12 protein-coding genes and 2 pseudogenes are annotated in these 14258 nt (G+C 58.2%); 6 read left to right on the top strand and 8 right to left on the bottom strand.

What is annotated here, in order from left to right:
• Positions 1 to 12: 12 nt before the first annotated feature.
• Entirely contained in the window at positions 13 to 732 is a 720-nt protein-coding gene (locus tag HWY05_RS26545) for an IS6 family transposase (protein ID WP_176060159.1), read from the bottom strand.
• Positions 733 to 841: 109 nt separating this feature from the next.
• Here HWY05_RS26545 and HWY05_RS26540 point away from each other — a divergent pair, with 109 nt between their 5' ends.
• Complete coding sequence (locus tag HWY05_RS26540) at positions 842 to 1249, top strand: anti-sigma regulatory factor (RefSeq protein WP_176060158.1); 408 nt, start codon at positions 842 to 844, stop codon at positions 1247 to 1249.
• Between the two features lie 123 nt (positions 1250 to 1372).
• On the opposite strand, the gene HWY05_RS26535 is transcribed toward HWY05_RS26540, so the two are convergent.
• Positions 1373 to 1744 carry a hypothetical protein gene (locus tag HWY05_RS26535; RefSeq protein WP_176060050.1) on the bottom strand — a complete coding sequence of 124 codons (372 nt, stop codon included), beginning with the start codon at positions 1742 to 1744 and terminating at the stop codon, positions 1373 to 1375.
• 131 nt (positions 1745 to 1875) lie between these two features.
• Here HWY05_RS26535 and HWY05_RS26530 point away from each other — a divergent pair, with 131 nt between their 5' ends.
• Together HWY05_RS26530 and HWY05_RS26525 are read left to right on the top strand one after the other, a co-directional pair.
• Positions 1876 to 2217 carry a hypothetical protein gene (locus HWY05_RS26530; RefSeq protein ID WP_176060157.1) on the top strand — a complete coding sequence of 114 codons (342 nt, stop codon included), beginning with the start codon at positions 1876 to 1878 and terminating at the stop codon, positions 2215 to 2217.
• Between the two features lie 654 nt (positions 2218 to 2871).
• A complete protein-coding gene (locus HWY05_RS26525) occupies positions 2872 to 3528 on the top strand; it encodes an aspartate/glutamate racemase family protein (RefSeq protein ID WP_176060156.1) in 657 nt (218 codons plus the stop codon).
• A gap of 324 nt (positions 3529 to 3852) precedes the next feature.
• On the opposite strand, the gene HWY05_RS26520 is transcribed toward HWY05_RS26525, so the two are convergent.
• Positions 3853 to 7890 carry a CheR family methyltransferase gene (locus tag HWY05_RS26520; RefSeq protein WP_176060155.1) on the bottom strand — a complete coding sequence of 1346 codons (4038 nt, stop codon included), beginning with the start codon at positions 7888 to 7890 and terminating at the stop codon, positions 3853 to 3855.
• Positions 7891 to 8160: 270 nt separating this feature from the next.
• On the opposite strand from HWY05_RS26520, the pseudogene HWY05_RS26515 reads away from it, so the two are divergent.
• The 3 genes and pseudogenes from HWY05_RS26515 to HWY05_RS26505 form a co-directional block, all read left to right on the top strand.
• Positions 8161 to 8634 (top strand): annotated as a pseudogene (locus HWY05_RS26515) (Crp/Fnr family transcriptional regulator); the annotation flags it as partial.
• Positions 8635 to 8879: 245 nt separating this feature from the next.
• Positions 8880 to 9185 carry a hypothetical protein gene (locus HWY05_RS26510; RefSeq protein ID WP_156126655.1) on the top strand — a complete coding sequence of 102 codons (306 nt, stop codon included), beginning with the start codon at positions 8880 to 8882 and terminating at the stop codon, positions 9183 to 9185.
• 706 nt (positions 9186 to 9891) lie between these two features.
• Positions 9892 to 10821 carry a winged helix-turn-helix domain-containing protein gene (locus tag HWY05_RS26505; protein ID WP_176060154.1) on the top strand — a complete coding sequence of 310 codons (930 nt, stop codon included), beginning with the start codon at positions 9892 to 9894 and terminating at the stop codon, positions 10819 to 10821.
• 125 nt (positions 10822 to 10946) lie between these two features.
• Here the strand turns inward: HWY05_RS26505 and HWY05_RS26500 are convergent, their stop codons facing one another.
• From HWY05_RS26500 to HWY05_RS26480, 5 genes and pseudogenes are all read right to left on the bottom strand, one after another.
• Complete coding sequence (locus HWY05_RS26500; protein ID WP_156126656.1) at positions 10947 to 11420, bottom strand: hypothetical protein; 474 nt, start codon at positions 11418 to 11420, stop codon at positions 10947 to 10949.
• Positions 11421 to 12289: 869 nt separating this feature from the next.
• Positions 12290 to 12508 carry a hypothetical protein gene (locus HWY05_RS26495; RefSeq protein ID WP_035553150.1) on the bottom strand — a complete coding sequence of 73 codons (219 nt, stop codon included), beginning with the start codon at positions 12506 to 12508 and terminating at the stop codon, positions 12290 to 12292.
• Positions 12505 to 12813 (bottom strand): annotated as a pseudogene (locus tag HWY05_RS26490) (SET domain-containing protein-lysine N-methyltransferase); the annotation flags it as partial. The pseudogene HWY05_RS26490 and the gene HWY05_RS26495, both read right to left, overlap by 4 nt.
• A gap of 62 nt (positions 12814 to 12875) precedes the next feature.
• Positions 12876 to 13388, bottom strand: a complete 513-nt coding sequence (locus HWY05_RS26485) for a TniQ family protein (protein ID WP_153141880.1) — start codon at positions 13386 to 13388, stop codon at positions 12876 to 12878.
• On the bottom strand, positions 13381 to 14250 hold the full coding sequence (locus tag HWY05_RS26480; RefSeq protein WP_176060153.1) for a TniB family NTP-binding protein: 870 nt from the start codon (positions 14248 to 14250) through the stop codon (positions 13381 to 13383). Before HWY05_RS26480 ends, HWY05_RS26485 begins: the two co-directional genes overlap by 8 nt.
• Positions 14251 to 14258: the final 8 nt, after the last annotated feature.

Below are 14258 nucleotides of genomic sequence, written 5' to 3'. Positions count from 1 at the left end.
TTCGCCGTCACATCATCGTAATGAAAGGACAGCCATCCATACAGCAGGCGCAGTAGTATCTTTGAGGCGCAGCTTTGTGAGGTTAAATTGACCCTTTCGAATGCGATGAATCAGTTCGATTCCGGAGATCGCAACGGCTGCATTCCTGAAGCGTTTGAAGCCGAGCATCGTATTGATTCTGGACTTGATGTTGCGATGATCCTGCTCGATCAGGTTGTTCAAGTACTTCGACGATCGCAACGTCGTGTCCTCGGGCAGCAACTCGTCAGTCTTCATTTCGCGCACCGCGCGATGCGACGCCGCGTAGCCGTCCAGTGTGATGGTCTTCGGAGCGAGCCCTCGACTCCTGATCGCCTTCGCAAAGAAAGCCTTGGCTGCAGCGACATCGCGCCGGGTGCTAAGCCGGAAGTCGACTGTCTTTCCCGCTCGATCAACTGCACGGTAAAGATAGACCCATTTGCCACGAATTTTCACATAGGTCTCGTCGACGCGCCACGAACGACCAGCGGATCTCGCAAGCCGATCCCAGCGCTTTACGAACTGTGGTGTGAAGCGTTTGACCCAGCGCATGATCGTCGTGTGCGAAAGCGACAGGCCGCGCTCGGCCATCATTTCCACGAGGTCTCGAAGGCTGAGCTTGTAACGCAGGTACCAACGCACGCATAGGACGATGACTTCGCGGTCAAAATGCCGCCCTTTGAACAACCAGTCGATGTCTCTCAGCGTACTCATAGCGGGCTCGCGCTCGTCAAAAAACCGAGCTTACCTCACCGACCTCGCTAATTTGCACCAGAGCCTTTGATCGCAGGCAAAACCCCGGACCAAGCAGGAGTCTTTCATCATGATCCTTAGCGAATTAGTTCTTGACATTCGATCGCCTGAGCAGGTCAAGCTGGCCCGCATAACAGTTCAGCAACTGGCCGTACGGCTCAGTTTTGATGATCTTGTTCGAACCAAGTTCGTGACAGCTGCGAGCGAATTGGCACGTAATACGCTCGTGCACGGGAAGGGCGGCACGCTCACCATATCGGAGATCGAATACGAAGGGAAAGTCGGAATCCGCCTCGTATTTGAGGACACCGGGCCGGGCATTTCGGATATCGGCCGAGCCCTACAAGACGGCTTTAGTACGGCGAAAACTATGGGCTATGGATTGGGAGGTGCGCGCCGTCTCGTGGATGAATTCGATATCGAGTCCACGGTCGGTTCGGGAACAAAAGTCACCATCGCTCAATGGAAACGATGTTAAAAATTGTGACCCTAACTATCGTAAGGATGGTGAACGCGGACCAGCTCGGATTTACGCGCATTGGGAGTAGCCCAATATCCGACTCTGAGGTGAAAAAGACCAGGGGCGGTGACGCGCGCTGCGTCAGAGGTCGCGATTTAACTCGTTTTCGCAAGCTGCATAGATCCCGCGAATGACCGGCGACCGGTAGTCGAGCCGCCAGCCGTGGGTAAATAGCTGCGCGAGCCAGTCCGGATCGGCGAAGCGCGGCTCATGAATGAAGTGAAACGCCACGTTCTCCGAAAGCGCGCCGAGGCGTACACGCTCTTCCCAGCCTGCGGCGGCGTCGTTGTTGTCCAGCCAGACCCGCGTTGACTCAACGAGGTGATCAGTTCTGAGCCATCCGCCTGTTCTGGCTCGGGCGACAAGCTGCACGACAACAAGGTAGGTCAAAAGCTCGGCGCAGGCGGCGTCATCGTCAACACGTCGTGGACAACAGCGTTTGTCGTCTTCCATGGTTCCCTCGGGGCTCTGCAGAAAATCGCTCTGCTTGCAACCGGCGTACCCGATGCCGCGTATAAGAATGACCAATAGTAACCGGGGTCGCGGACGAGGCGCGACGCCCGATCTGATCGGGGGTTCATTCCATGTCATACGTACTCAACGACTGTGCTCGCATAGACTGTCTCTGCTTTCTCGTCATTGGCCAGCTCATCGCCAGGGTGAAAACGGGAATCTGGCTTCATTCCGACCGGATAGCCCAGCTGCTCCTAATCTGGAGCGCTGGACGGCGGGAACACGGCGAGGTCGAGTTCTCCGTTTTGGACGAGCCTTCCGAATCGATAGCCGCCGATCTGTTAAACATCCCGGATCTGCAAGATATAGAAACCTTGACGAAGCTTTTCTCAAGCAAGGGAACGCTGGACTATCACGCTGCAAACGTTCAGGCGATCCTCAGGATTTGCATGGCGCGGCTAGCGACGTCTTGAACGAGGCTATTGGGGGATCGGGCGCGGGTCGTCCTCGAGATTGCCCGGCTCGGGGTTCACCGCCTCGGCCGATCGCTGCTCGACGCGCCTCGCCGGGCAAGTCCCGCGACGGTCACTCTTCCTAGCAGCCCGCACGCAACGCTAGTCACCCGAGGGTGACTAATCCCTTCCGACCGTGAACGACGCCGCCCCGTGCCTCGATACGCAGCGCCGGCGCCATCAAGAATGGCACGGAGAGGATGGGGCCGGCACCTTTGAAGATTTAAAACGCAGTCCCCCTCCCCGCCTGCTCATCTCTTGAGCCACTGGTTTTGATGCAGCAAGCCGCAGACAGTCAAGATGCAAGGCTACATGGGACTCCGGACCGTTTCAGAGCCAATCTAGTGATGCGATGTGATGCGCGTACGTCCGACGACGACTGCCTCCGATCGACCCTGAGCGGACTCCCACGCGCACCGGAAACGGCCATTGACGCTCCTGTTGTCGGCGGGCTTCAGGCGGCCATTAGTCAAGGGAGGTATCAAACATACCGGTAGGAGAAGTTGCCTTGTTAGGCGGGCGGGGCGTTGGAATAATGCCCGTGAGTCAACTGGCTAGACCACGGTCGCGGAAGCGACGAACCTGACATGAGCAATCTAACGAAGGTAACTGGTAATGCGCATATCGCTTTTGCACACGATTGATGGCAACAGGCGTGTATTCGAGGACGCAGCCAACCATCTTGGCCTGCGGGTCGAAGATCTCCGCCATGAAGTCCGGCCGGACCTCCGTGAGGCTGTCCAACATGCGGGGACGTTTTCAGCCGAATTGAAGGCGCAGACGAATCGTTGCCTCTTGGGCCTGGCGGCCGACTCAGATGCAGTCATCCTGACCTGCGCGACGCTTGGGCCGGCTGTCGAAGAAATTGAAAGTTCGCCAATTCCCATTGTGAGAGCAGATGCTGCATTGGCCGCGGCAGCAGGGAAAGTTGGCGGCAAAATCGCAGTGTTGTGTGCCGTTGAGTCGGCCATCGAGTCAACCAGACGACTCTTCGCTCAGCACGCGAGCGACATTGCTACGTCAGTGGAAGTCATCCACGTTGCGCAGGTGTGGGAGCTATTTAAGAATGGTGACATCGACGAATGCTTCGCTGCTATCGCAGCATCAGCGAATGAAGCATATGGAACAGGCGCAACCGTTGTCGCGTTCGCTCATCCCTGGATGGCACCGGCGGTCAACCTCGCCCGCAAGGGAAGTCGACCGCTCGATAGCGCCCATGTCGCGTTGCGCACAGTGATGCAGCAGATCGGCGGCCCCTCTCTCGGCATCTGATATTCGAACGCGGTGTCCGATTGTCGATGAGCTTCAGTGCAACGTCGAATGTCTCAAACTGGCCGAACCCTGTCTTATGCAAACAGCATGGACCACGCGAATCTCGCACGGTCGCCATCGACATCACACGACCCATCTCAGCCCGTCAGCTAGTCGCGTGGAAAGTCAGAGCCTCGGCCAATTGCGGCCGCTCATAGTCGCAGGTCCGCAGTACTTCTCAGGCTGATTTGCCACATCAGGTTTTCCGCGTGTGTCGCGCATACGTTCAGTTTCCACGAAAAACTGCAGCAGGCGCGCCAGAGGGTTCGTGTCGCTATCGGGCCACTACGCGCGCGACGACCCTTGAATCCCCGCGCCAAATAGCCGGATCAATGCTTCGTAGTCGACCGGCTTGGTCAGATGATGGTCGAACCCGGCCTCAGCCGATCTGAGGTGATCCGACGGCAGTCCATATCCGGTGACCGCCACCAGGATCACGTTCCGGTTGGACCCGGATTCGCGTAACCTTCTCGATACCTCGTAACCATCCATGTCCGGGAGGCCGATATCGAGAAGTACGACGTCGGGGCTGAAAGTTGCCGCCGCACTGATTCCCGAAACACCATCCAGGCAGGTCTCGACCTCGTGGCCTTCATTCGCCAGAAGCATTGCGAGGGCCTCACTCGCGTCGGCGTTGTCGTCAATGATAAGAATCCGCTTCGGTCGCACGGCAACCGGTTCTGGCTGCGAATTGACCTGCTCCCCGAAGACGGCTCCCGGAACGAGCGGCAGATTGACGACGAATTCACTGCCGGTCCTGCCATCGCTAATGGCCCGGACCGAGCCGCCGTGTAACTCAACGAGCCTGCGCACCACGGACAGGCCGACACCCAGGCCACTCTGGCGCTGGCTATCGGATACGGGTCCCTGGACAAACATCTCGAAAAGACTCCCGAGCATCGTGGACGGAATGCCTCTCCCGTTGTCCTTGATGCTGAGCGAAATCCGATGGGCCGTTCTTGTCGCCCGCAATTGTACGGCCCCGCCAGGCGCGGTGTATTTCGCCGCATTGATCAAGATATTCTCGATGACCTGCGACAGGCGCGTCGGGTCCGCGTTTAGCCAAATGGATTCTTCCGGCAGCGAGACGGACAGCGTATGACGGCGCTCGTCGAAGATTGGCTGGCAAACTTCAATGGCGCTCTGGACAATTGTTTTCAGCAAAACCGTCTGTCGATTCAACTCGATATTGCCACTCGTTATCCGGCTGATATCGAGCATGTCGTTCACGAGGTGCATCATTGCGCGACCTTGCCGCTGGATGACACCGGCAGCCCAGTCCTTCTGTGTGACTGCGACCGTTTCCGACGCGAGCAGATTTCCGGCTGAGACCAGCGCAGCAAGCGGATTGCGCAGTTCATGGCCGAGCGTCGCCAGAAATTCGTTTTTCCGTCGGTCGGCGACCGCCAGCTGTTCGGCACGCTCGCGAAGGTGAGCATTGCTCACGCTGCGGTTGACGAGATCGCGCTCGGTCGATGCCACGGCAATCGCATTGCCCCCGCTGTCCGACAGAATCGACAGCGTAAGCCATATGTCGACCACGCGGCCGCCCTTCGTTACTCGCTGTGTCTCGTAGGAGTGCAGTGCCTCGTTATGCTCAGCATGGTGGACGAAGTCGAGGTGATCTTGCCTGGCACCCCGTGGCACCAGATCGGAAACAGTCATGCGCAGCGCTTCGGTCTCGCTGAAGCCGTACATCGCGCTCGCAGCCTTGTTCCAGGCGAGAAAGCGGCCTTTGAGGTCGAATACCGTCACCGCGTCGTTTGAATCCTGAACCACTGCGGCAAGGCGTCGGGCGCGTTCGTCGGACAGCTTGACGTGCGTAATGTCGGTCCACGTCACCACGACGCCTGCAGGTGGTGCTTCGCGAATCGCGATATACGGCGTGATGCGGCGAACATACCATTCTGCAGTCGCGGTTTCTATCTCCTTCTCGACCTGCAGGTCCCCGCCCGTGAGTATCCGATCGACCTCTGCCGGCAACGCGTCGCCGAGCGGGTTGCCGAGGACCTCTACGATCTTGCGTCCGATGTCAGGCGGCGCCAGTCCTAAGATCCTCGCCGCGCTCGGGGTAAACCGTTTAATCAGCCCCTGCCTGTCGAGAAGCAGTGTCGCGATTTCCGTGCTGGCAAGCAGATTTGTGACGTCCTCATTGAGGACCTCCATTTGATGAACCTTCTGCTCAAGTTGAGAATTGACGACATTCAACTGCTCATTGAGCGCCTGCAGTTCCTCTTTGGACGTTTCGAGCTCTTCGTTTGCAGAGCGCAGCTCCTCATTCATCGAAAGGATTTCTTCGTTCGATACCCTCAGTTCGCTATTGCTCTCTTCCAGTTCCTCGATCGTGCTGCCGAGCTCCACCTGCGTGGTGCGAAGCTCGCTCTCGAGGTGCCACAGATCGGAATCCGCGCCGGAGGGCACCGTCGACGTAGGCCGGTCGGCCGTCGGCAACCTGGCAAAGATGACAAGCAATGCCCTGCCGGCATGCGTCGTGTCGAACGGTCGCGTCACCGTGATTTTTACCGCAGGTGCACCACCGTCAGCGACGATTTCGCTGACCGGCGAGTCAGCATGATCCTGGATTGCCCGGCGCAATACGATCCGCAGTTTGAGGCGCAGTCCATCGCGCGCCATGTCGAGAATGTTGCCCGTCGGCTCACCTGCCGGCTGCGTCAGGTATTCGTCAGTCGAGCCGCTCACGTAGAGCACCTGGTGAGCAGAATTGATCAGCACCGAGGCAGCATGGTGCTCTTCCAGCAGCGTGGCGTTGACCAGTTCCGCGTAACCCTTGCTGCGGACACCGACACGGCTCGCCGGCGGGAATTCTTCATGGCGCGCTGTTCTTGCGGAAAACCGATAGGCAGTGGGTGCCGCCGCCAGGATCGGACTGCGCTGGTAGATACGCCAGGCTCTCGAGACTTCCTGAAACTGGGTGGAATCGGGATCGGTACTTTCCGAGCGCCCCAGAAACAGATAGCGCTTCGGATTGAGTGCGAAGTGGAACAACTCGAACACCCGCTGCTGTGCTTCCGGTTCGAGGTAGATCAGCAGGTTCCGGCAACTGATCAGATCGACCCGCGAAAACGGCGGGTCAGCAATCAGGTTCTGCGGAGTAAATAGAACCGTTTCGCGAAGTTCCTGCCGGATCTGGAATCCGTCGTTGTGAGGTTGAAAGAACCGATCGAGCCGCGCCTCACCCACTGGTGACGCGACGCTGGCTGAATAGATGCCCTGACGTGCGCGTCCCAGCGCAACGCGGTTCACGTCAGAGGCAAGGATCATGAACGGTCGCGTCGCCCGGCGCTTCTCGATCTCCTCGGTCAGCAGCATGGCCATCGAATAGGCTTCTTCGCCTGTTGCGCATCCCGGCACCCATACACGAATCGGCTGCTCGCTCTGCGGCTCCTCCAGCAGTACGCTCAGCACGCGTTCGGACAGCGCGGTCCATGCATCGGGGTCGCGGAAGAACTCCGTCACACCAATCATCATGTCCAGGCTAAGCGCCTGAGCCTCCTCGACTGAGGCTTTCAGGACGTCGCAATACGCGCGCAGGCTGTCGACCCGGTTGACCGCCATGCGACGGGCAATGCGACGTTGAAGCGTCCCCCGTTTGTAGCCCCTGAAATCTGATCCGGCAGCCGCAAGCGCCCTGAGCACCGGTTCAAGATCAACCGGCTGCGGTGGATCAATGGCTGCTTGAGGCATCCCGCCCGTGGAACGTCTGATGTATTCAAACAGCGCAGCCGGCATGTCTTCGACCGGGAGTACATAGTCCACCAGACCCGTTGAAATTGCGTGGCTGGGCATTGTGCTGTGTTCGGCCGTTTCCGGCATTTGCGCCATCACCATACCGCCTTCGGCCTTGATCGCTCTAAGACCTGCTGAGCCGTCCGCGTTCGCGCCGGTAAGCACAATCCCGATGGCGCGGTCGTGCTGGTCGGCGGCCAGCGATGTAAATAATGCGTCAATCGGCATGGGGATTGCTGGGCGATCGACGGCGGCCCGCAACCGGAACGTGCCTTGCTCGATGACAACGGACACTTTCGGCGGGATGACATAGACGTGCCCCGCGCGCAGCATTGCGCCATCCTCGATGGCTGACACAGGCAAATGCGTGTCCTTGGCCAGCAACCCCGGGAGGTGACTCTCGGAACCCGGAGCCAGGTGCACCACGATCACGAAGGCAACGTCGTCCGGAATTTCGGACGCCGCCCTGAAAAACAGGCTTAACGCATGGAGGCCGCCGGCCGACGCGCCGATCGCGACTATTCGGGGAGCGACGACCAGCCTTGGCGCTGTAGAGGTCTTATTGGAATCATTCATGGCACACCGCTCAAGACTGCTGGAGCGCCAGTGTAGCGCCTATTACATCGCCACTGATCGAACTCCCGGTGCGGAGGCGTTTCACGCCCGGTGGCGGACGTTGGATACGGAGCACGCGAAAACGTGTTGGCATGAAAGGAGACTTACGACGATATGCTTGACGTACCATGCAGCACGGCTGCAGATATCCGTATCGATGTGTCACGCACTGCACTGGAACAGGTTGGTGAAGGCATACGGTTTCCCGACCGTCCGCGAGGGATGTGGTAAATGTTGAAGGAAGATCATCGAAACGGTAATTATCTGCTCGCGGTGCTGGACGAGGCGGAGTGGGCTCGTGTCGCGCCGCATCTGGTGCCAGTGGACCTGTCATTGGGACACGTCATCTACGAGGCTGGCGACCGTCTCGATCATGTCTATTTCCCATCGACATCCATCGTGTCGCTGCTCTACGTGTTAGAGAGCGGCGCATCCGCTGAAATTGCCATCGTGGGAAACGAAGGGATTATCGGTATCGCGCTCTTCATGGGCGGTGAAACCATGCCGAACCGGGCGGTTGTCCAAAGCGCCGGACGCGCGTATCGACTGGATGCCGGCGTCCTGAAAGAGGAATTCCGTCGTGCGGGTGCGGTGCAACGCCTGTTGCTGCGCTATACCCAGGCATTGATCACGCAGATGGCGCAGACCGCCGTGTGCAACCGGCACCACTCGATCGACCAGCAACTCTGTCGGTGGCTGCTGTTGAAGATCGCTAATTCTGCTAGCGGTGCCCATAAGGGCGCTAATGGCGTCCGTTAACTCTGCTAGCGTGGCTTTTCCATCGGAACATGAACGCACTGCCCGGAACGACTAACTAGGCGCAGCACGACACTTCGGTTGTCGACGTTCAGTCACACACTTGATAAAGACTCCGACATAAAGCACAAGTCCCGACCTGTATGGCGTTTTCGTTCACCTCAAAGGTTGGCACCGCCCGAATATCGAAATAAATGACCTTCGTCAATATTGCTTGCCGCCGCCTGTGGCTCGCGGACCTGTCGCGCCGATCGGCAGCCACATTAGCCGAATTAGAGAACACGCCGAACGCGCTAGCAGAATTAACGAACATCCTCCTGCTCGCCCGTTGCCGGAACGCAACGGATGACACAACTGGCAATCTTGCCTCGTCGCCATGCCTGGCGGGCCCTGCGGCTCATCTCCCATTAGCAAATGCGGTGGACATCGCTAGCAGAATTAACGGACACCAACAATTGTCTCGCCTTGAGCGCGAGCTTCGTCAGGGGCTGGATGCGTGATGGCGTCGTCACAGCGTGGCTACAGTCATGCACTCCCGGCGCCGCCGCGACACTTGGTCGCCTTGTATCAGTTTCGGAGACGGCGACCGCACCGAAGCGGAGGATGAAGTTGCCGTATGCACCAGCCACTCAGGCAGCGTATCGCAAGCGGCGCTGAACGGAATTCGACATCCAGGCTTTGGACAAATTGTTCGCTGCGGTGTGAACTACTCGACAGAGGTCCTTGCAAAGTGGGGGGCTTCACATATCTGAAGGCGGTTCGTTTCCACTTCAGATGAAAGGGGCAGCTCAAGTTAATCGGGCGAAGATTTTCGAACCACCGCAGTCGGCCACGAAGAGACGCCCGCCTAAAGACATCGAACGACCGAAACGCATTCGGCAAACAGCCGTTCCAAAAATCCGCTGATAAGGTGGTTTTGCCGCGCAGCTGGCCCGACGCCGGGCTTTCATGATATTTCGACAAGCTTTCGATCGCACGTCTAGCCGCCGAGTTTTCAAGTCGCCCTTCGTGAAATTTGTATTGAATCGTGTATAAATATGGTGACCGCAATGCGACATAACAACCATTTCATTTGCGCGCACGACGATGGGCAAACAGAAAGACGATATCCCTCTCGCAGAACGTAGGGCTCTTGCCGCCAAGCTGCTGTTAAATGGTGAGGGTATTAGCGAAGTGTCCAGGAAGGCTCGACTGAGTCTTCGGACCGTGAGCAAGTACAAGGACCTGGTTGAAAGGAGCGGAGCTGATGCTGTTGCGCGCCTTCGTATCCACGGAGGGCCCTCGCGACTGGATGATGCGTCGCAAAGCTGGCTCGTTAGCGCAATCAAGCACTCGCCGGGGCTTCACGGCTATCCAGGGCCGACCTGGACCATAAGCCAACTGCGCGAACTGATCTTTCGGCGTTTCGGCGTCCAGTTTTCACCTTCGCATGTTGGCTACCTCGTTCGGGGTTACGGCCTCGCCTATCGACTCACCTATTCGACTTCAGAAAAGGCGTCGTCTGCTACCGCTCATAAACCACAGAGCGACGTCTATGCCGCGCGCCGGAAGATTGCTGCGAAAATGCTGCTGGATGGGGACAGCGTCGAGCACGTCTCGAAAGCGCTCAACATCAGCGTGCGCACCATTGCAAAATACAGATCAATGGTAGTTGCTAATGGCGTTGAGGCTGTTGAGCATCTCAAGGCATCCGGGCGCAGTGCCACACTTGGCCCCGAGGCCCTTAAGTGGTTACGGGCGACATTGGAGGGCAGCCCCATGGCCCACGGCTATGAAACCGAACTCTGGAGAAACGGCGATGTTCAAAAGCTGATCAAGGAGCAATTCGGGATCTACCACTCTGCCGGGCATGTCAGGACCCTCGTCGGGAAGCTAGGCTTGGACCACAGGATGCGACCGCCGAAGCTGCGCACGGAGAAGAAGCGCCTGACGATCAATGATGAAACGCTGGCGTGGGTTGCCGCAACGGTCAAGGAGTCGCCGAGAATACACGGCATAGACGCTGATCACTGGACGAACGGCCGATTGCGCACCGTACTTCATCGGCGGGTGGGTGTCGATTATTCTCGAGGATATATCTGGGAAATTGCCACGCGTGCCGGCGTGGCGGACCTGCTTACAAAACTCCGTAGCTGATCAATTCATTCTGGCCCTGGCCGCCTCGTCATGTGTGGCCGTAGCGACAGCGTGGCGGCGCTCCCAACGGAGTGTCTCTGATTCGTGATGTTCTCAAGGTAATGCCCCTTGTGCCGCCGCACTCGTCAGATAACGTCTTTCCAGGCTTCACCTTTTTTGATTGCATAGATGGTCACGACATGCACTCCGAATGCATGCGCCAGCGAAGCAACTGATTCTCCGGCCGCCAATCGCTGGCGTATCGATAACACCTTGGTTTCGTTCAGTTTGGCTGTGCCGTTGCGAAAACGAACGGGCAGATCGGGATTGGTAAGTCTTTTTTCTTCGTATCTGCGGCGGGTGCGCTCCCTTTTTGCCGCATTGAATTTCTCCTTGTTCTCCCTGGCGTAGCGCCGTTTCGCATCCGGGTTTTTCTCATAACTACGCCGCGCGGTCATATTGGTCCGCTCGCGGTTCCCGGCTCGCCATTCAGCCTGGCATAAAGTTACACAGGGCCGGCAATAAGATGCGTAGCCAAGCCCCTTCCGATGGAAATCCAGTTCCGCGATTTTCGTCTGGCCGCATCTGGGACAGCGACGTGGGGTTTGAATTGCGATCATGACTTGCCCCCTTTCTCAACAGTTCTGACTTCCTCTCCCGTGCAGTCGACGGAAAATATCGGACTTGGATGTTGAACAAGCGAATGGCAGAACTGCAAGTCTTCGTGCGAAAACATTTTTCAAAAGTGTCAGGATGGAGGATGTTGACGCAATCAGTTTCGCATGCCCGCCAAAAAGGCGAACGGGAGGGCTGGTGGATGCTCTTGCGTCGCGTCCAGGCAGTGCGCCTGATTGTGATAGGCGTGCAGCCGGACTGGCACCTGAGATGCATCAACGCTGCAAATGGCACGAGTTGCTGGAAGGTGGATGGCCGTTTGCTGGACGAAATCGGACGGACATCTTACGTACTTGAGCGGCTGTTGAGGGTCGACAAGAGGCGGTCGTGCCTGCCTGACAGCGGCCGTTCACGAACCCGGCGATGAGGTCATGGGAGCCGAGATCGTGGTTACAAGTGCGCATGCTGACCGCGCCGTTACGCGCCCAATCCGCTAGAAATCCACATAAAAATTTCATCGCGACGGCGAGCCGACCTGCCGCCTTCTGGAGCAGGCGGTTACGCGTTTTTTTTGACCTTTGCCAGAAGCGCTCACGAAAACAGTGGCAAAGATTCGACGGCGGTTTGGTGCCGACGTCGCGGGGACTGGGATCGACCGGGCCGTGCAACAGTCTTCCCGCTAGCCGAACCTAGCCGCCGGTTCAGATCCGACAGCGCCCGACAGACGGTCGTGCGCGCGGGCGTCCCCGCCAATGCCAGTTCAAGCTGGTCCAGCAGTTCCGGAAGACTCACTCCCCCTGTTCTCTTTCGCGCGAACTTCCGCTTCTGCATAAGGCCCCCCTCATCGCTGTCGACATGCGCGCTGGCACCGACGTCACCACCAATCGTCAAGCTCCAGCGACATCTGTTTCCTCGTGCTTGCGCCAGGCGCACCGTCGGACACATTTCCCTTTGGCATCGGTGGCTTCAGCACATCGGGATGGAAAACCACATCCATGCCGAGCCGGACAAATCCATCATTCTCCCGCTTCGAGCCCTCGGCGCTTTTCGGGATCGTGATGCTGCCAACGGGCTCTCCCGCACCGCTGTTCACGCCACGTCAGCCAGCATCGAGTGACGACAGTCCGCCGTGGCGCACCGGCATGCGTACTGCGCCCGAACCTCTTCATCCAGCGAATCGTCGGCGGCCAGCAGATACTCAATAAACAGTTCTTCACCGGCCCCGATCGGCCGGAGCGTGTGGATGAAGATGCGCCCGGCGTCCTCGATGGTCTCGCAGTTGGGCGCGCACGCGTGATTGAGCCAGCGCGCACTATTGCCACCGCGGCTCCCGTCGATCACCCGCCCATCCGACAGTCCGAACAGAAACGTATGTCCTTCGACGCCTTCACGCCGGTTGTTGGCGTTCACAATTGATGCTAGCCGTGTTCACAGGAGCGCTAGCAAGTTCAGTAACGCCGCTAGCGTAGCCGTCTGCTTCGTGGAAACCGGGGGGTTCGATAGCGCGATATTGCCCGAAGCGCTGCGCCGAAGTTGGCAGCTTTTCGAAAAACCGATGCGGGGACCGTTTCCAGCAGACTATGGTGCGTTCCGCAATATTCAGCTGCCGGATCGAGCCATTCCCTCTTCCACCGCGGTGCCGAAACGTCGACTTCGTTGACCACGAGGCATCTGAAGCAATATACAAGGTTACGCTGGTCGACCATCCATTCAGGCGGCGTCTGGATTGCTGCCAATCTCCCGTCGCTCACACGGGCCAACTTCGAGAGTCGATCTAGCGGCGATGCGGCGACTGGAGGAAACAATATCCACCCCGCTTTGCCAAGGTTCGGCAGGTCCAGCCCTGTGCTTGTCTCCCAAAGCATGCCCACGCTGATCTGGTAACGCGTCGCGACTCGACCCAGCCAGCTGCCAAACGCCTCTTCGAAAAACGGCCGAGGAGCAACTGGCCATGGCGTGACAGGATCACGCATGTTCGCGAGCGACCCGTTCGAGGTGTGAGATACCGATGAACTCGTCACCGTTTCTGATCGACAGTTCGGCTGCGTCGTTCAGGATCGTCGAAATGGCGCCCGTCAGACCACCGCTCAATTCCAGCACGTACTGGACGATCTCGCGTCGTGAGAGATCCGATGGTTTCCTGAGCGGCAGAACCTTTTCGAACGCGGCGAGAAGTCGACGGAGGTTATCGCTTTCCCTCCACCGGGGTATCTCGAACGGCCTGTAACGGCTCACCATCTGCGGATCGGTTTGAAGCGCGAGCACTGCGTCGCGGGTGCCCACAAGGACCATGCTGATCTTCAGGTCATTTGCGAGGTATTTCAGCAGATTCAGAGAAGCACGCTGCTCGCGATACGTTCCCGCGAGCAGGTGATGGACCTCGTCCACGATCAGCATCTGCGGCGACATTGTTTTCAGGATGTCCCGCGCCAGCCGTTCGAGAGAAGCCAAACCAGCGGCAGCGTTATGGGGAGCACCGAGCTCAAATAGCAACCCAGAATAAAACCTATGCTGATCCGGAGTCGGAGGCATCTGGACGGTAACAACGGGACACCGCTCTACACCTCGTCTCTCATCAAATTCGTTGGGATGGGCGCGCCTGAACTTCGCAGTAATCTTGGTTTTCCCAATGTTCGAATCGCCGTGGAGTAAAAGGCATGGCATCCGGTCGCGTGGAGGTGTTTCATAGAGCCTTTGAAGCACCTGTAATGCTTCCGTCGCTCGTGGATAATCGATCCAGCGATCACGAAGGAGACTTTTTACACGCTCTTCGTTTCCCAACTGCGCCTGCTCTCTGGCAGCTGGAAGTAAGTGCGCCAGCTCATCGTGCTTCATGTTGGCTC

The organism is Paraburkholderia sp. BCC1876 (assembly GCF_902833695.1).
Lineage (GTDB): Bacteria > Pseudomonadota > Gammaproteobacteria > Burkholderiales > Burkholderiaceae > Paraburkholderia.
This window is presented reverse-complemented; position numbering and strand designations above follow the sequence as displayed.